At 67.0% G+C, this 17,632-nt stretch carries 13 protein-coding genes; 9 read left to right on the forward strand and 4 right to left on the reverse strand.

The genetic code is table 11. The annotated features are described in order from the left end of the window. The first annotated feature begins 91 nt into the window (after positions 1–91). The 4 genes from ASF00_RS17485 to ASF00_RS17500 all read left to right on the forward strand — a co-directional run bounded on the left by ASF00_RS17485 (position 92) and on the right by ASF00_RS17500 (position 5,539). A complete protein-coding gene (locus tag ASF00_RS17485) occupies positions 92–1,246 on the forward strand; it encodes a DNA replication/repair protein RecF (protein WP_055882544.1) in 1,155 nt (384 codons plus the stop codon). An 87-nt stretch (positions 1,247–1,333) separates the two neighbouring features. Then, entirely contained in the window at positions 1,334–2,164 is an 831-nt protein-coding gene (locus ASF00_RS17490; RefSeq protein ID WP_055882547.1) for an OmpA family protein, read from the forward strand. 509 nt (positions 2,165–2,673) lie between these two features. Beyond that, positions 2,674–5,208 (forward strand): DNA topoisomerase (ATP-hydrolyzing) subunit B, encoded by a 2,535-nt coding sequence (gyrB, locus tag ASF00_RS17495; protein WP_055882676.1) that lies wholly within the window; start codon positions 2,674–2,676, stop codon positions 5,206–5,208. Positions 5,209–5,266: 58 nt separating this feature from the next. Further along, on the forward strand, positions 5,267–5,539 hold the full coding sequence (locus tag ASF00_RS17500) for a DUF1488 family protein (RefSeq protein WP_055882550.1): 273 nt from the start codon (positions 5,267–5,269) through the stop codon (positions 5,537–5,539). Here the strand turns inward: ASF00_RS17500 and ASF00_RS17505 are convergent. Both ASF00_RS17505 and ASF00_RS17510 read right to left on the reverse strand, forming a co-directional pair. Next, complete coding sequence (locus ASF00_RS17505; protein ID WP_055882553.1) at positions 5,517–6,140, reverse strand: DedA family protein; 624 nt, start codon at positions 6,138–6,140, stop codon at positions 5,517–5,519. The genes ASF00_RS17500 and ASF00_RS17505 overlap by 23 nt on opposite strands. Positions 6,141–6,211: 71 nt before the next feature. Continuing rightward, positions 6,212–6,715 (reverse strand): DNA-deoxyinosine glycosylase, encoded by a 504-nt coding sequence (locus tag ASF00_RS17510; protein WP_055882556.1) that lies wholly within the window; start codon positions 6,713–6,715, stop codon positions 6,212–6,214. A gap of 203 nt (positions 6,716–6,918) precedes the next feature. Here ASF00_RS17510 and ASF00_RS17515 point away from each other — a divergent pair, with 203 nt between their 5' ends. Further along, entirely contained in the window at positions 6,919–8,952 is a 2,034-nt protein-coding gene (locus ASF00_RS17515) for a S9 family peptidase (RefSeq protein ID WP_055882679.1), read from the forward strand. A gap of 234 nt (positions 8,953–9,186) precedes the next feature. Here the strand turns inward: ASF00_RS17515 and ASF00_RS17520 are convergent, their stop codons facing one another. Next, complete coding sequence (locus ASF00_RS17520; protein WP_055882558.1) at positions 9,187–10,122, reverse strand: DUF808 domain-containing protein; 936 nt, start codon at positions 10,120–10,122, stop codon at positions 9,187–9,189. 133 nt (positions 10,123–10,255) lie between these two features. Here ASF00_RS17520 and ASF00_RS17525 point away from each other — a divergent pair, with 133 nt between their 5' ends. The 4 genes from ASF00_RS17525 to ASF00_RS17540 all read left to right on the forward strand — a co-directional run bounded on the left by ASF00_RS17525 (position 10,256) and on the right by ASF00_RS17540 (position 15,818). Continuing rightward, positions 10,256–11,281 carry an adenosine deaminase gene (locus tag ASF00_RS17525; protein ID WP_055882561.1) on the forward strand — a complete coding sequence of 342 codons (1,026 nt, stop codon included), beginning with the start codon at positions 10,256–10,258 and terminating at the stop codon, positions 11,279–11,281. Further along, entirely contained in the window at positions 11,278–12,246 is a 969-nt protein-coding gene (locus ASF00_RS17530) for a bile acid:sodium symporter family protein (RefSeq protein ID WP_055882564.1), read from the forward strand. Before ASF00_RS17525 ends, ASF00_RS17530 begins: the two co-directional genes overlap by 4 nt. 90 nt (positions 12,247–12,336) lie before the next feature. Beyond that, positions 12,337–14,505, forward strand: coding sequence for a histidine kinase dimerization/phosphoacceptor domain -containing protein (locus tag ASF00_RS17535; protein ID WP_055882566.1), 2,169 nt, complete (start codon positions 12,337–12,339; stop codon positions 14,503–14,505). Between the two features lie 98 nt (positions 14,506–14,603). Beyond that, the gene (locus ASF00_RS17540) at positions 14,604–15,818 is read left to right on the forward strand and encodes an MFS transporter (protein ID WP_055882571.1); all 1,215 of its coding nucleotides are present in this window, start codon (positions 14,604–14,606) and stop codon (positions 15,816–15,818) included. 264 nt (positions 15,819–16,082) lie between these two features. Here the strand turns inward: ASF00_RS17540 and ASF00_RS17545 are convergent, their stop codons facing one another. Then, complete coding sequence (locus ASF00_RS17545; RefSeq protein WP_055882573.1) at positions 16,083–17,414, reverse strand: MFS transporter; 1,332 nt, start codon at positions 17,412–17,414, stop codon at positions 16,083–16,085. Between the last annotated feature and the right edge of the window lie 218 nt (positions 17,415–17,632).

Genomic DNA, 17,632 nt, shown 5'->3' on the forward strand with positions numbered 1-17,632 from the left:
GGTCGACCCGACCAGCCCCTTACCCCGTTCGTGCTGAGCGAACGGAAAAGGGCGATGCAATCGGCTCCGAAAGTCCTTTAAGGCGGGGGTAATGCTCTCGCGCCTCGTCCTTACCGATTTCCGCAATCACGCCGATCTGACGCTCGCACCGGGCGCAGGCTTCGTCGTGCTGACCGGCGAGAACGGCGCGGGCAAGACCAACATCCTCGAAGCGGTATCGCTGCTCGCCCCCGGCCGCGGCCTGCGGCGCGCTGCGCTCGGCGAAATGGCGCGCCAGGGCGGCGCCGGCGGCTTCGGCGTCGCGGCCACCTTGTCCCCCGAGGCGTCGGCGCAGGACGCCGCCCAATCCCCCTCCCGCTTGCGGGAGGGGTTAGGGGAGGGCGCGACGTACGTACCGGCGTCCGGTGTCGAGGAAAACGCGCCCCTCCCCCGACCCCTCCCGCAAGCGGGAGGGTCCGCGCCCGAGCGCCGCATCGTCCGCATCCAGGGTGCCACCACCACCGCCAACGCGCTCGCCGAGTGGCTCACCATCCTGTGGCTCACCCCTGCGATGGACCGGCTGTTCGTCGCGCCCGCAGGTGAGCGCCGCAGCTTTGTCGATCGCCTCACGCTCGCGCTCGCGCCCGCCCACGCGCACCACGCCGCGCGCTACGACGCGGCGATGCGTGCGCGTAACCGGTTGCTCGCCGATGAAGGCCGCCCCGATGGCGACTGGCTCTCCGCGCTCGAGGCGCAGATGGCCGAACACGGCGCCGCCGTCGACGCGGCCCGGCGCGAGACGGTGGCGTTGCTCGGCGCGCGGCTCGCGGACCAGGACGACGGCCCGTTCCCGCGCGCCGGGCTGGCGCTCAACGGCTGGAACGGCGACACGACCCGGCTGCACGTCGATCTCGCCCAGGCGCGCGCGCGCGATGCCGCCGCCGGGCGCACGCTCGCCGGCCCGCACCGCGTCGACCTGATCGTCACGCATCGCGACAAGGCGCGCGCCGCCTCGCTCGCCTCCACCGGCGAGCAGAAGGCGCTGCTCCTCGGCATCGTCCTGGCGCATGCCGATCTCGTCGCCGAACGCACCGGCACCCCGCCCGTGCTGCTCCTCGACGAGGTCGCCGCGCACCTCGATCCGGCCCGCCGCGCGGCGCTGTTCGCCCGGCTCGCGGGCCGCGGGCAGGTGTGGATGACGGGCACCGAGGACGCGCTGTTCGACGCGATCGACACACAGGCAACGCGGATCGCGGTCGGGCGTTAGGCTGAACGCGCGCTGTCGATCGACGTCACCGCGTGTTCAAGCGGACGCGCCCAAAGCTCCGTCCATCGACGACCTGGAGAGACAGCAATGACCCGGACATTCACGCGCGCCGCCCTTGGCGTCCTGATGATCGCAGCGACTACCGCCCCCATCCTCACGGCGCCCGCCGTTGCGCAGGTCGGCGCAGGCGCGCGCGACGGCGGCCGCTACGACATGAGCCGCGCGCCCTGGTTGCGCCCCGGCTACCGCCTTGAAGGTGCAGGCGTGCCGATTCTGTTTCCCGAACTGCGCAATACGCCGCGCGGTCGCGCGTTCGTGATGCCCAATTTTGACGCCAACGGCGACGGCCGGATCAACCGCCGCGAAGCCGACGACGCCAACCGCGAGTTCGCGCGCATCGCCGGCCCGCGCCGCGACCGGTTCGACTGGGACGCCTATGGCCGCAACCCGGGTGGCTATCGCGGCGACCGCGGCGGCGGCACCACGGTGGTCGAGACCACGACGACGTGGGACCGCGGCGCGATGCGCAATTACGGCTTCCGCCAGACACCGCGCGGTGCGACGCTGACTCTGCAGGAGGACGTGCTGTTCCGCACCGACAGCGCGGTGCTGCGCCCCGGCGCGATCGAGAAGCTGCGCCCGCTCGCGGGTTATCTGCGCGGCAATCCGGGCGTCCGCGTGGCGATCGACGGCTTCACTGACTCGCGCGGCACCGACGCGCACAACCAGGACCTGTCCGAGCGCCGCGCGGCGAGCGTCCGCCAGGCCTTCGACGACATGGACGTCGTCCGCGCGCGCTTCAGCGTCGTCGGCCATGGCGAAAGCCAGCCAGTCGCGACGAACACGACCGCCGCCGGCATGCGCCTCAACCGCCGCGTCGAAGTGACGCTGCTAGGCCAACGCGCCGACCGCTTCTGACCACCAACTCCCTCTCCCCCCCGGGGGAGAGGGAAGGGGCCCGCGGCCACTTGGCCGTGGGAAGGGTGAGGGGGCGTGAGGCTCGCGACGTATCCGCAAAAGCCCCTCACCCTTCCGTCGCCTACGGCTCCTCCCTCCCTCTCCCCGTGGGGGAGAGGGACATGCCAACCCAAGCGACACCACCCCCGGCGAAGGCCGGGGCCCAGGTGGGGGACGTCGCTGACGGAAGGTGGCGCTACGTTACGACGACCTTTCCACCTGGGCCCCGGCCTCCGCCGGGGAGGCGCCATGTCTGGAGCAAGCCAGCCCTGTCCTACACGCCACCACCCTGCCACCCTCCCCGAATGGCGATCCAACCCCCCTCGCACCCCCCACGCCCGACACCCAAAGTCCACCCACCGCGCAAAACGCTCCCAGCGTCTATACTTCCTATACTTCACTCCCCCGCGCCCCAGTCCCACCAGGCCATTTCGCTTCCGTTTCGGCCGTCCGATGCCTATATGCTGGGCATGGCATCCAACCCCGAAACCAATAATCCCAACCTGCCCAACCAGGGCGACTATGGCGCCGACTCGATCAAGGTCCTCAAGGGCCTCGACGCAGTGCGCAAGCGCCCCGGCATGTATATCGGCGATACCGACGACGGGTCGGGCCTCCACCACATGGTGTTCGAGGTCAGCGACAACGCGATCGACGAGGCGCTCGCCGGGCATTGCGACCGGATCGACATCGTCCTGAACGCCGACGGTTCGGTCAGCGTCACCGACAATGGCCGCGGCATCCCGACCGGCATCCACACCGAGGAAGGCGTGTCCGCAGCCGAGGTCATCATGACCCAGCTCCACGCCGGCGGTAAGTTCGAGAACACCAACGACGAGAACGCGTACAAGGTCTCGGGCGGCCTGCACGGCGTCGGCGTCTCGGTCGTCAACGCGCTCAGCGAATGGCTCGACCTGACGATCTGGCGCGACGGCAAGGAGCATTACATGCGCTTTGCGTTCGGCGACGCGGTGATGCCGCTCAAGATCGTCGGCGACGCGGCCGAGGGCCAGAAGGGCACGCGAGTCACCTTCTTCCCGTCGCCCGCCACCTTCAAGATCACCGATTTCGACTTCGACAAGCTCGAGCATCGCTACCGCGAGCTCGCCTTCCTCAATTCGGGCGTCCGCCTGTTCCTCTCCGACGCGCGGCACGAGGAGATGAAGACCGTCGAGCTCTATTACGAGGGCGGCATCGCCGCGTTCGTGAAGTATCTCGATCGCGCCAAGGTGCCGTTGATGCCCGAGCCGGTCGCGATCAGCGGCACGCGCGACGACGTCACGATGGACGTCGCGCTCCAGTGGAACGACTCCTATTACGAGAACGTCCTCGCCTTCACGAACAACATCCCGCAGCGCGACGGCGGCACGCACATGGCCGCGTTCCGCGCCGCGCTGACCCGCACGCTCAACAACTATGCCGAGAAGTCGGGCCTGTTGAAGAAGGAAAAGGTCCAGCTCACCGGCGAGGACATGCGCGAGGGTCTGACCGCGATCGTCTCGGTCAAGCTGCCCGATCCGAAGTTCAGCAGCCAGACCAAGGACAAGCTCGTCTCGTCCGAAGTCCGCCAGCCGCTCGAAAGCCTGATGGCCGACAAGATGGCCGAATGGCTCGAAGAGAATCCCGCGCACGGGAAGGCGATCGTCGCCAAGATCATCGACGCCGCCGCCGCGCGCGAAGCCGCCAAGCGCGCGCGCGAACTGACGCGCCGCAAGGGCGTGATGGACATCGCCTCGCTGCCCGGCAAGCTCGCCGACTGCCAGGAGCGCGATCCCGCCAAGTCCGAGCTGTTCCTGGTCGAGGGTGACTCGGCAGGCGGTTCGGCAAAGCAGGGCCGCGATCGCCATTTCCAGGCGATTCTCCCGTTGCGCGGCAAGATCCTGAACACCGAGCGCGCGCGCGAGGACCGGATGTTGTCGAGCCGCGAGATCGGCACGCTCATCACCGCGATGGGCACCGGCATCCGCGACGACTTCAATGCCGACAAATTGCGGTACCACAAGATCGTCATCATGACCGACGCAGACGTCGACGGCGCGCACATCCGCACGCTGTTGCTGACGCTGTTCTACCGCCACATGCCCAAGATCATCGAGGGCGGCTATCTCTACATCGCGCAGCCGCCGCTCTACAAGGCGACCAAGGGCCGGTCGGAAATGTACCTCAAGGACGACGCCGCCCTCGACGAATATCTGGTCGACGCCGGTGTCTCGACGATGGTGCTCGAAGGCCCCGCCGGGACCCGCACGGGCGACAAACTCAAGGATCTGGTGGACCATGCGCGCCGGATGCGCACGCTCATGCGCTACGTCCCCAAGCGCTACGATGCCGGGATGATCGAGGCGCTGGCGCTCGGTGGCGTGTTCGATCCCGAGGCCTCGGTCGCGGATCGCACCTCGCGTCTCGAGACGGTGACGCGCCGTCTCGAACTCGACGACGGCGATGCCCGCTGGACCGCGGTGCTGACCGAAGAGGGCGGCATCCACTTCCAGCGCGCGTGGCGCGGTGTCACCGATCACCACATCATTGAGGCGAGCTTCTTGGTGTCGGCGGAGGCGCGGAAACTGCATTCGCTGTCGGCCGAGCAGGCCGAGAGCTATGCGCAGACCTCGAACCTGATCCCGGCAAGCAAGGCCACGCAGGCCGACGAGCCCGAGGCCGAAGAGGGTGCGGAACCTGAGGCCGGCGTGATCGGCTCTGCCACGATCGTCGTCGCCACGCGCGGCTCGACCCAGGTCTCGCGCCCGAGCCACCTGCTTGATGCGATCCTGACCGCGGGCCGCAAGGGCCTCGCGATCCAGCGCTACAAGGGGCTGGGCGAGATGAACGCCGAGCAGCTGTGGGAAACCACGCTCGATCCGACCGTCCGCTCGATGCTCCGCGTGACCGCGGTGAATGCCGAGAGCGCGAACGAGATCTTCACGCAGCTGATGGGCGAAGTCGTCGAACCGCGCCGCGAGTTCATCCAGGACAACGCGCTCAACGTCGCCAATCTCGACGTCTAAGCTTGGAACATCGAGTGTCCAACCGCGCTTAACGGCCATCTATCAAGGAGTGATACGCATGGCCGAAGACCGGTTGGACATCGATCTGAAGACGCTCGAGGACAATAGCGACCTGCGCCAGGTCGAGTTCGAGGGCGAAGTGAGCGACGAGCGTTATCAGTTCGCGGTGCAGTATGACGTGCTCGAAGCGCTGAGCACCGTGGCCCCGGAGGGCGATGCCGTCGCGATCTTCAAACAGCATGCCGAAGAGATCGCCGATCTCGGCGTCGTGGCACTGGCGCGCGACCCCGACCAGGAGATCGTCGTGATCAGCGAGAACGATCTGGGCTGACGTCGTCGTCGGGTGAGGCGCCCGCTGCGCCGGCCTTGCGCGCGTGGCGGCCTCGCCAGAAGCGGATCGCGGCGGTCATCAGCGCCGCGACCGCGACCAAGATCGCCACGCCAACCAGCTTCTGCCTGGGCATGACCGTGTCGACCAGCTCGATCAGGCCGTCGCCGAACACATAGCCGATCCCGGTGAACACGACGCCCCACACCAGCGCCGAGATCGCGTTGAGGATCATGAACGTCCGCGCGGGCACGTGCGATGTGCCGATGGCCACCGGGCTGATCGTGCGCAGGCCGTAGAGAAACCGAAACCCGAGGATGAACACCGTCGGATGCCGCTCGAGCGTATCGAGCGCCTTGGCAAAGGCGGGTTTCTCCGCGATCCGACGGACCCGCTTGGTGTCGCGGTAATGACGCCCGGCGAAGAAAAAGAGCTGGTCTGCCGCGAACGACCCAGTCACCGCCGCCGCGGCGCTGCCGACCAGCGGCAGCAGATGTTGATGCGCGAGCAGCCCGCCGGTGACGACGCTGGTCTCCCCCTCGAACGCCGCCCCCAGAAAGATCGCGGCCAGGCCGTATTGGGTGATGAAGCTCTCGATCGACATTTGCCGCCCATGACGGACCGCGTGACGTTTAGCCAGCGCATAGAAGCGTCGTAATCGCGATACGGAAACAGTCAGTCGCGATCGTCCAGAAACCCCGCGAGCGCGGTCCAGGCGGGAAGCTTGGCAGCGAGCCCGACCGTGTGCAGTGGGCTGCTCGACGGCAGCGCGACGATCTGCGCGTCGGCGAAGTCGGGCCCGAGCAGCTTGCGACCGTATTTCAGCGCGGTGCTGCCGTTGAAGCCGATCGCGCGGAGGTCGGGCAGGGTGGCGATCAGCGCGGGGAGGTCGTTGCCTTCGATATCGGCGATCGCCGCATCGGTGCTCCCTGCGCGGCGCGCCGAACCGATCACGTCCCACAGCGCAACGCGCGCCACGCGCAACGCCGCGAGCCGGTCGTCATAGTCGAGCACCGTCAGGTCGCAACCGACGACCGGCGACATAAGCTGCCAGAACTGGTTTTGCGGATGCGCGTAATAACGCTGCGCGGCGAGCGACCGGTCGCCGGGCAGGCTGCCGAGGACGAGCAGACGCGCGTCCGGAGCGGCGACGGGTGGAAAGGAATGCTTGAGCGGCATGGCCCATGATAACGCTTCCGTCGTCGATAGTGCCCCGCGCCCTCTGTTCTCCCGCGAACGCGGGAGTCCAGGGTCGCGGGCGGCAGCGTTCGTGACTCCTGGACTCCCGCCTTCGCGGGAGAACAGGGTAAGCGTGGGCCGGTATCCGCACCGCCGACCGCGATGATTGCGCCCGCTCCTGCAATCCTCCTATGTTCGGCGCCATGAAGATCATGCTTTCCGCCAGCCTCGCCGTGCTCGCCCTCGCGAGTGCCCCCGCCGCCGCCCGGCAGCTCACTATCGATGACGTCACGATGCTCAGCCGCGTCGGCGCGCCGGCCGCGTCGCAGGACGGGCGCTGGCTCGTCTGGGCGCAGCGCGAGACCGATCTCGCCGCGGACAAGGGCCGCTTCGATCTCTGGCGGCTCGACCTGAGCAAACAGGGTTCAGCGCCGGTGAAGCTGCTCGCCGATCCACAGGTCAATGAGAACGACCCGCAGATCGTCGGCGCCACCGTCTATTTCACCTCCGACAAGGGCGGTGAGGATGCGATCTGGTCGATGCCGATCACCGGCGGCACCCCGCGCCGCCTCACCAGCTTCACGGGCGGCTTCAGTGGCTTCAAGGTCGCACCGACCGGCGACAGACTGCTCGTCTGGGCGGACCGCAAGCCGGGGGCTCCGAGCCTCGCGTCGGCAATGGAAAAGAAGGATCCGAACGCCGGCGCAGGCCGCACGTACGACCAGCTCTTCGTCCGCCACTGGGACACATGGGCCGACGGCACGCGCTCGCAATTGTTCGTGTTGCCGCTGACCGCAGCCGGTGCGACCGGCAACGGCGTGCCCTTGGTCGGTGCGCTCGTCGGCGATGCACCGTCCAAGCCGTTCGGAGGGGGCGAGGAAGTCTCGTGGAGCCCGGACGGTCGCACCGTGTATTTCGCGCTGCGGGAGGCGGGCCGGATCGAGGCGCTGTCGACGAATTTGGACATCTTCTCGGTACCCGCAGACGGCTCGGCCGCGCCGGTCAACCTGACCAAGGCGAACCAGGCGACCGACAATCTGCCGACGGTGTCACCCGATGGCCGCAGCCTTGCCTATTTCGCGATGCGCCGGCCCGGGTTCGAGGCCGATCGGCAGGTGCTCACCGTGCGCGACATCGCGACCGGCAAGACGGTGTCGCTGACCGAGCGCTGGGACCGGTCGGTCGGCTCGATCGCCTGGGCACCCGATTCGAAGTCGCTCTACGTCACCGCCGACGACACGCAGGAAACGCCGCTGTTCCGCGTCGATACAGCCACTGGCGCCGTCACGCGGCTCACGCAGGAGGGGCATGTCAGCGCGGTCGCGATCACCCCGCGCGGACCCGTGGTGGCGATCGACAGCCTGACCGCGCCGGCCGATTTCTACCGGATCGCGGGCAGCGGCGCACCGCAGCGTTTGACCCAGGTCAATGCTGCAAGGCTCGCCGGGATCGACCTGCCCACCGTCACGCGGTTCAACTTCAAGGGCGCCAACGCCGACACCGTCTGGGGCTATGCGGTGAAACCCTCTGGCAGCACGGGGAAGGTGCCGGTCGCCTACATGGTCCATGGCGGACCGCAGGGATCGAGCAACAACAGCTGGTCGTATCGCTGGAACCCGGCGGTGTTCGCCGGCGCGGGCTACGGCCTCGTCGCGGTCGATTTCCACGGGTCGACCGGCTACGGGCAGGGCTTCACCGACGCGATCAGCAACAACTGGGGCGGCTGGCCGCTCGAGGACTTGCAAAAGGGTCTGAAGGCCGCGACCGACAAGTTCACCTGGCTCGATGCGGACAACGCCTGCGCGCTCGGCGCGTCGTATGGCGGTTACATGATGAACTGGATCGAGGGGCAGTGGCCCGATCGCTTCAAGTGCATCGTCCAGCACGACGGCGTGTTCGACGCGCGCGCGATGGCGTACGAAACCGAAGAGCTCTGGTTCGACGAATGGGAACATGGCGGGAAGGCCTATTACGAGGACCCGCAGGCGTTCGAGAAATGGAACCCGGTCAATTACGTCGCCAAGTGGAAGACCCCGATGCTGGTCATCACCGGCGAGAAGGACTTTCGCATTCCCTACACGCAGGGGCTGGCGACGTTCACCGCGCTCCAGCGGCGCGGGATCCCGTCGCGGCTGCTGATCAACCCGAACGAGAACCACTGGGTGCTCAAGCCGAAGAACTCGCGCCAATGGTATGGCGAGGTGATCGGCTGGATGAACAAGTGGACCGCCGAGTAGGAGCTAATCTTCCACAAAGAGACACCACCCCGGCGAAGGCCGGGGCCCAATTGGGAAGGGCGAAGTAACAAGGGGCTGTCGGCCGTTACCGCCGTTCCCCAATTGGACCCCGGCCTCCGCCGGGGTGGCGATTGGTGATAGGGCCTCCTAACCAACCGCGGCGTGTTTCCCTGCGAAGGCGGGGACCCAGACTGGGCTCCCGCCTGCGCGGGAGAACACGGAATAGCTGGTCGGTCAGTGCGCCTTGGGCTTCTTCACCGCGTGCAAGCCCAGCGCGATCGCGCCGCCGAGGATCAGGCCGACCACGCCCGAGAAGAACGCGTTCACCGCCCAGTTCACCGCGCCCTTGGCGAACGGTACCGCCGCCGCCGCGTGCTCGGCCGTATCGTGGATCCAGTGCGGGATCGCCGTAAAGCCGAACGTCTCGACCCCGTGGACGATGATCTGTCCGCCGACCCATACCATCGCCGCCGTCCCGATCACCGACAGCGCGGCCATCACGATCGGCATGCCCTTCACCAGCCCGCGGCCGATCGCCTGGACCGCGGCACTGCTGCGCTGCGCGAGATGCAGGCCGATATCGTCCATCTTCACGATCAGCGCGACCACGCCGTAGACGCCGATCGTGATGACGATGCCGACGATCGCGAGCACGATCGCCTGTTCCCAGATCGGCTTGGTCGCAACGTCCGACAGCGCGATCACCATGATCTCGGCCGAAAGGATGAAATCGGTGCGGATCGCGCCCGAGACCTTCTGATTCTCCAGCGCCTTCGCGTCGGTCGGGACGTCGACGACCTCCTCGGCATGGCCGCCGCCGACCGCCTCGAGGATCTTCTCCGCACCCTCGAAGCAGAGGTAGGTCCCGCCGATCATCAGCAACGGCGTCAGCAACCACGGCGCGAACGCGCTCAGCGCGAGCGCGGCGGGGAGGATGAAGAGCAGCTTGTTGCGAAACGAGCCCAGCGCGATCTTCCCGATCATCGGCAGTTCGCGCTTGGGCTCGAATCCGACCATGTAGCGCGGCGTGACCGCTGCATCGTCGACGACCACGCCGATCGCCTTGCTGCCCGCCTTGCTGGTCGCAGCACCAATATCGTCGAGGCTCGCGGCGGCGAGCTTGGTGATCCCGGCGATGTCGTCGAGCAGTGCGACCAGTCCTGTGGGCATCGAGTCTGTCCTTAGCGTGCGGTTACGCGCTCGGTAACGTGACAGGATTGTCATGCAACGGCTTTCGTACTTGCGGTAGTGCGCGGCGCGCGGAATGGTTGCAGCCGACGCCCCCAAAGCGACAGGACGAGCCATGACCCCACCTTTTATGAACGGCGACTTCATCACGACCCTGCCCAAGGCCGAACTCCACCTGCATATCGAGGGCAGCCTGGAGCCCGAACTCATGTTCGCGCTGGCCGAGCGCAACAAGGTCGCGATCCCGTTCAAGAGCGTCGAGGACGTCCGCGCGGCATACAGCTTCACCAATCTTCAGACCTTTCTCGACATCTATTATGCGGGCGCCGCGGTGCTCCAGACCGAGGAGGATTTCCGCGATCTGGCGGTCGCCTATTTCGACCGGGTCGCGCAGGACGGCGTGATCCATGCCGAGATCTTCTTCGATCCGCAGACGCACACGCATCGCGGCATCCCGTTCGACGTGGTCGCGCGCGGGCTGTTCGCCGGCATCGACGAGGCGCGGGCCAAGCACGGCATGAGCGTAGGGCTGATCATGAGTTTCCTGCGCCATCTCGACGAAGAGGACGCGTTCAAGACGTTCGCGCAGGCCGAGCCATGGCTCGACCAGTTCATCGGCGTCGGGCTCGATTCGTCCGAAGTCGGGCATCCGCCATCGAAGTTCGCCCGCGTGTTCGCGGCGGCGGGGGATGCCGGGCTGATGCTGTGCGCCCATGCCGGCGAGGAAGGCCCGCCTGCGTATATCCACGAGGCGCTCGACATCCTGCAGGTGGACCGGATCGACCATGGCAACCGCGCGCTGGAGGATCCGACGCTGGTCGCTCGCCTGGCGCGCGACGCGATGACGCTGACGGTGTGCCCGTTGTCGAACGTCGCGCTGCGCAACGTCGACCGGCTGGAGAACCATCCGATCGACCGGATGCTCGACCTCGGCCTGCGCGCGACGATCCATTCGGACGACCCGGCCTATTTCGGCGGCTATATCGGCGAGAATTTCCGGCAGACCGCGCGGGCGAAAAATTTGTCGCGCGATCAGGTCGTCACGCTTGCCCGGAACAGCTTCCTCGGCAGCTTTCTCGACGATGCGGCACTCAGCGGCCACCTCGCGACGCTCGATGCCTATGTGAAGGCGCATCCATGATCGGACGCTTTCTGGCGGTGTTCGAGCCGTTCATCCTGATGCTGCTCGGGACCGTGGTGCTGGCGAGCCTGCTGCCGGCGCGCGGCGAGATGGCGACGATCGTCGGCTATGCGGCGGACATCGGTATCGTCCTGCTCTTTTTCCTGCACGGCGCAAAGCTGTCGCGCGAGGCGATCGTGTCGGGTCTGCGCAACTGGAAGCTGCACCTCGCCGTGCTGGCGGTGACGTTCGTTGCGTTCCCGCTGTTCGGGCTCGGGCTCAGCGCGCTGCCGTTCGTCACCGGGCCGCTCGCTGCCGGGCTGTTGTTTCTGACGCTACTGCCCTCGACCGTCCAGTCGTCGATCGCCTTCACCGCAATCGCGCGCGGCAATGTTGCGGCGGCGGTGTGCAGCGCGTCGTTCTCCAATCTGCTCGGGATCATCGTCACACCGGCGCTGGTGGCGCTGTTGATGAACGTGTCGGGGAGCGGTGGCATCTCGGTCGAAAGCGTCGAGGCGATCGTGCTGCAACTGCTCGTGCCGTTCGTCGCGGGTCATCTGTTGCGACCATGGATCGGCGCCTGGGTCACGCGGAAGAAGGCGCTGCTGACATTGGTCGATCGCGGGTCGATCCTGCTGGTCGTCTACAGCGCGTTCGGCGCGGCGGTGGTCGAGGGATTGTGGACCCGACTGTCGATCGGCGACCTGATCCTGATCGGCCTGTTGTGCGCGGCGTTGCTCGCCTTCGTCCTGGCGCTCACCTTCGCGGTCGCACGGCTGATGAAGCTGCCGCGCGAGGATGCGATCGTGCTGCAATTCTGCGGATCGAAGAAGAGCCTGGCGTCGGGCGTGCCGATGGCGGGTGTGCTGTTCCCGCCTGCGAAGGTCGGCGTGATCCTGTTGCCGGTCATGCTGTTCCACCAGTTGCAACTGGTCGCCTGCGCGGTCATCGCGCGCCGCTATGCCGAGTCGGCGCCACAGAACTGATTTCGATCAACATGCTGACAAGGCCGGGGTATTTGCTTTGTTCCGCGGACGTCGGCAAAGCGGAGCTTGAGACGAGGAGGGCCTTGGCCGATGACGACGTTGACCGATGCCAATACCGCCGCGCTCGATCTCGCGCAGCGCCAGGACAGCGGGCTCGATCTGACCGCCTGCGACCGCGAGCCGATCCATATTCCCGGTGCGATTCAGCCGCACGGCCTGTTGCTGGTCGCCGATGCGGAATCGCTGGCGATCGTCGCGGGTGCCGGCGATATCGAACGGCGATTGTCGCCCGAATGGCTCGGCGCGGATCTGTCGCGGCTGATTGCGCAGGACGTCCGGTCGCTGCTCGCCGACGAGATACCGCTGGGGGGCCTCATCGGCGAACCCGTTGTCGGGCTGACGGGGCGGTTCGAAGTGACGCTCCACCGCGCCGGCGATCACGTGCTCGTCGAACTCGAACAGGTCGACGTCGCGCCGGTGACCGCGGCATACATGCTCGGTCGGCTCAACGCGATGGCCGCAACGTTCGAGCGCGCGACCGATCTGAACGCGCTATGCGCCCGCGCCGCGATCGCGTTTCGCCAGCTTACCGGGTTCGACCGGGTCATGGTCTACCGCTTTCTCGATGACGAAGCCGGCCGCGTGATGGCGGAGGACAAGGTCGACGGACTCGGCACCTTCCTCCATCATCACTTCCCCGCGTCGGATATCCCTAAACAGGCTCGCGTGCTGTATGTGCGCAATCGGACGCGGACGATCCCGACGATAAGCTACACGCCAGCGGTGCTGCGTCCCGCCGGGTTCGAGTCGATCGATCTGAGCGACGTCGCGTTGCGCAGCGTCTCGCCGATCCACTTGCGCTATCTCGCCAACATGGGGGTTGCTGCCTCGGCATCGATTTCGATTGTCAAGGACGGTGTGCTCTGGGGTATGATCGCGTGCCACCACGGATCGCCGCGCGGCCTGACGCCCGACATCCGCGCCGCGTCCGCGACGCTTGCCAGCGGTCTCGCCCGCCAGATCCGCGCCAAGGAGGAGGCCGAGATCTACCGCGAACGGCTGCGCCTGCGCGGTGCGGAAGACGCGGTGATTCCAAAGCTCGCGACCGAGCCTGCGCCGCGCCGCACCGTCGCCGCACTGCGCGACGATCTGCGGCGGATGCTCGATGGCGACGGCTTCGCATTCGTTCAGGGAACGGTCGTCGACACCGGGGGCGTGTGCCCGGCGAAAGACGACATCCGCGATCTCGCCGCCTGGGTGTCCGCGCGCAGCGGAATCGACACCTTCGCGACGCACGAACTTCCCGTGCTGTTCCCGCGTGCGGATACGTATCGGACGTGCGCGAGCGGTGTCCTGGCGTTGCCGCTAATCGACGAGGGCGCGATGCTGTTGTGGTTCCGCGCCGAGCAGGCCGAAGAGGTCGAATGGGCGGGTAACCCGCACAAGGCGGTGGCGCTCGACCCGACCGCGGCGCTGACCCCGCGCGCCTCGTTCGAGTCCTGGACGCAGGTCGTGTCCGGGCGATCGCGCTGCTGGACGCTTGAGGAAGTCGAGGCCGCGCACCGGTTGCGCCGCGCGTTCCACGATGCGCATATCAACCAGCGGCTTCGCCTGCTCAACGCCGACCTGCAACGCACGCTGGCCGACAAGGACGTGCTGATCGCGCAGAAGGACGTCCTGATGAAGGAGGTCAACCATCGCGTCCAGAACAGCCTTCAGCTGGTCGCGGCGTTCCTCGCGCTGCAGGCCAAGGCGTCCGACGATGCCAAGGTCAAGGAGCATCTCGCCGAGGCGCAGGCGCGGCTGTCCGCGGTCGCGCTGGTGCATCGCCGGCTGTACCGCGACGATCAGGTCGAGTCGGTCGATCTGTCGCGCTATCTCGAGGAGCTGGCGGGCGACATGAAGACCTCGCTTGGCGCGGACTGGGCGGCGCACATGCGGCTCGATCTCGCGCCGATCCTGGTGCCGACCGATCGCGCGGTGAACATCGGTTTGGTGCTGACCGAACTGGTCATCAACGCCAGCAAATATGCGTATGGCGGACGTCCGGGCCCGATCCTGATCGCGCTCGAACAGCATCGCAACCGCCTTCGCCTGATCGTTGCGGACGAGGGCTCGGGTAAGGTAGGCACGCGCGAAGGCTTTGGCAGCCGGATGATGAACGCGATCGTTGCCGGGCTGTCGGGCACGATCGAGCATGACGACAACATGCCGGGACTGCGCGTGATCATGACCGCGCCGATCGGTGATGGGGTCTGACGAAGGTCGTCACCGACGAACACAGGCTTGGGCGCGGCTGATATTTGATCGGGGGTCCGCGGGTTGAAGCTTTATGCTGCAACTGCGAAATAAACCGCATGATCGACACCGACCAAGCCGTTCCAGTCGCTGCAGTCGCAGCCCCACCCGCCGCCCGATCCCTCAATGCACGGCTGGCGTTGCTCGCGCTTGCGGTGGGTGGGTTCGCGATCGGGACTACCGAGTTCGCCGCGATGAGCCTGTTGCCGCAGTTTGCGCGCGGACTTGGGATCGACGAACCGACTGCGGGGCACGTGATCAGCGCCTATGCGCTCGGCGTCGTCGTCGGGGCCCCGACGATCGCGGTGCTGGCCGCGAAGATCGAGCGGCGCGTACTGCTGATCGGGCTGATGACGTTTCTGGGGATCGCCAACGGGCTGTCCGCGCTCGCGCCGACCTATCACCTGATGTTGCTCGCCAGGTTCCTGAGCGGGTTGCCGCATGGCGCGTATTTTGGCGTTGGGTCGCTGGTCGCGGCGTCGATGGTGCCGCGCGAGAAGCGGTCGCGCGCGGTGTCGCGGATGATGCTCGGGCTGACGATCGCGACGATTGCCGGGGTGCCGCTCGCCAATGGCATTGGCCAGTGGTTCGGCTGGCGCTGGGGGTTCGGGATCGTGGCGATCATTGCCGCGGCGACGGTGCTGATGCTGTCCAAATTCGCACCGGTCCTGCGACCGGCAAAGGATGCAAGCCCGCTCGGCGAACTGGCGGCGCTGCGCAACGGGCAGGTATGGCTGACGCTGGCGATCGGCGCGGTCGGGTTCGGCGGAATCTTCTGCGTCTATACCTATCTCGCCTCGACGCTGACCGAGGTGACGGGCGTATCGTCCGCGTTCACGCCTGTCGCGTTCGCGCTGTTCGGCGTCGGGATGACGATCGGCACGCTGGTGTGCGCAAAGGCGGCGGACGTCGCGCTGATGCCCGCCGCAGGGATCACCTTGCTGTTCGGCGCAGCGGCGCTGGCGCTCTACGCACCGGCGACACCGCATCTATGGGCGATCCTGCCGGTGGTGGTGCTGATCGGGTGCGGGGGCGGATTGTCGACCATCCTCCAGACGCGACTGATGGATGTTGCCGAGGAGGCGCAGACCTTGGCGGCGGCGCTCAACCATTCCGCGTTCAATACCGCGAATGCGATCGGGCCCTGGCTTGGTGGTCTGGCGATTGCGGGTGGGTTCGGGCTGCCGTCCACCGGCTGGGTCGGGACCGCGCTCGCGCTCGGCGGGTTTGCGATCTGGGCGCTGTCTTGGGCGATCGATCGTCGGCGGGCGTAATTGCTTTCGCCATCATCCCAGCGAAAGCTGGGATCTTCCTGTTCCGGGGTACGGCATCCGCCCCGGGGAGACCCCAGCGCTCGCTGGGGTGACAATGTGTCGGCGACTCAAAGCATTCCCGGAACCACCACCCCGGCGAAGGCCGGGGCCAAATTTGCTAGGTCGTGGTAAGGCGGGGAACACCTTGGCCATCCCCGTCCCCCAATTGCGCCCTGGCCTTCGCCGGGGTGGGATCTTGTTGGTAGGTCCGTCAGCCTCGGCAGCTCAGCGCGCGATGTCGCGCTTGGCGAGCTGCTTGTTCAGCCCCAGCGCGACCAGCGTGAACACCGCGCCCGAAAACAGATAGGCGCCGCTCGCGGCGAGACCCAGCTCGCTCGTCAACAGCAGTGCCGCCAGCGGCGCGAAGCCCGCGCCGAACAGCCACGCCAGATCGGTCGTCAGCGCCGACCCCGTATATCGGTGCTGCGGCGACAGGCTCGAGGCGATCGCGCCCGAGGACTGGCCGAACGACAGGCCGAACAACAGGAAGCCGATGCCCATGAACAGGCGCTCGCCGACCTCGCCGCCACCCAGCAGCGACGGTGCCGCGATCGCGAACAGCGCGATCAGCACCGCGATCGTCCCCAGCATCGTGCGACGCCCGAACCGGTCCGCCAGCAGACCCGAGACCAGCATCGCGCCGATCCCGATCACCGCGCCGATCACCTCGACCATCAGGAAGCGCGCGGGCGCCTCGCGCGTGAACAGCACGACCCACGACAGCGGGAACACCGTCACCATGTGGAACAGAGCGAAGCTGGCGAGCGGCACGAACGAGCCGAGCCAGATCGCTTTCCACTGCGACTGCACGGTCTCGACGACCGGCGCGGGCTCGAGCTCGCGCTTGGCGTACATCTCTTCGAATTCGGGGGTCACCACGAGGCGGAGGCGAGCGAACAGCGCGACGACGTTGATCGCGAACGCCACGAAGAACGGATAGCGCCAACCCCAGGCGAAGAAGTCCTCGTTGGGCAGCGCCGCTACGAAGAACGCGAACAGGCCGCTGGCGACCAGCAAACCGATCGGCGCCCCCAGCTGCGGCAGCATCGCATACCAGCCGCGATGCTTCTCAGGCGAGTTGAGCGACAGGAGTGACGCCAAGCCGTCCCAAGCGCCGCCGAGCGCGATGCCCTGGCCGATGCGCAGCAGGGCGAGGATCGCGACCGACCAGTTGCCCGCCGACTCGTAGCTGGGGATGAACCCCATCGCCACGGTCGAGGTGCCGAGCAGGAAGATCGAGATCGTCAGTTTGACGCTTCGGCCATAAGCGCGATCGACCGCGATGAAGATGATCGTGCCGATCGGGCGGGCGAAGAACGCCAGCGCGAACACCGCGAACGAATAGAGCGTGCCCTGCAACCGGTCGACATACGGGAACACCAAGGTCGGGAACACCAGCACCGAGGCGATCGCGAACACGAAGAAGTCGAAGAATTCCGAAGTGCGGCCGATCACCACGCCGATCGCGATCACGCCCGGCGTGACGTGTTCGCCGTCGCTGTGGATACTGCGAGCGTCGGCTTCGAAGCTCGTCTCGGGGATTGTGTTTGCACTCATTCTTCAACTCGCTCTTCGGGGCGCGAACCCGATCATACGCCGTTCCGGCGGATGCGGGCAGGGGTAATATATGCTATCCCTCGCGATGCTAAAGCCATGCCGATGTTGCAGTGCAGCGCCCATTGGACAAATTGTCCACTGTAGCGCAGCGCAAGCCAGGCGTAGGGGAACCGGATGACCGTCGTGACACAGCTTTCCCGCTCCAAAATCTCGGCCCG

This window comes from Sphingomonas sp. Leaf34 (genome assembly GCF_001421805.1).
Lineage (GTDB): Bacteria > Pseudomonadota > Alphaproteobacteria > Sphingomonadales > Sphingomonadaceae > Sphingomonas.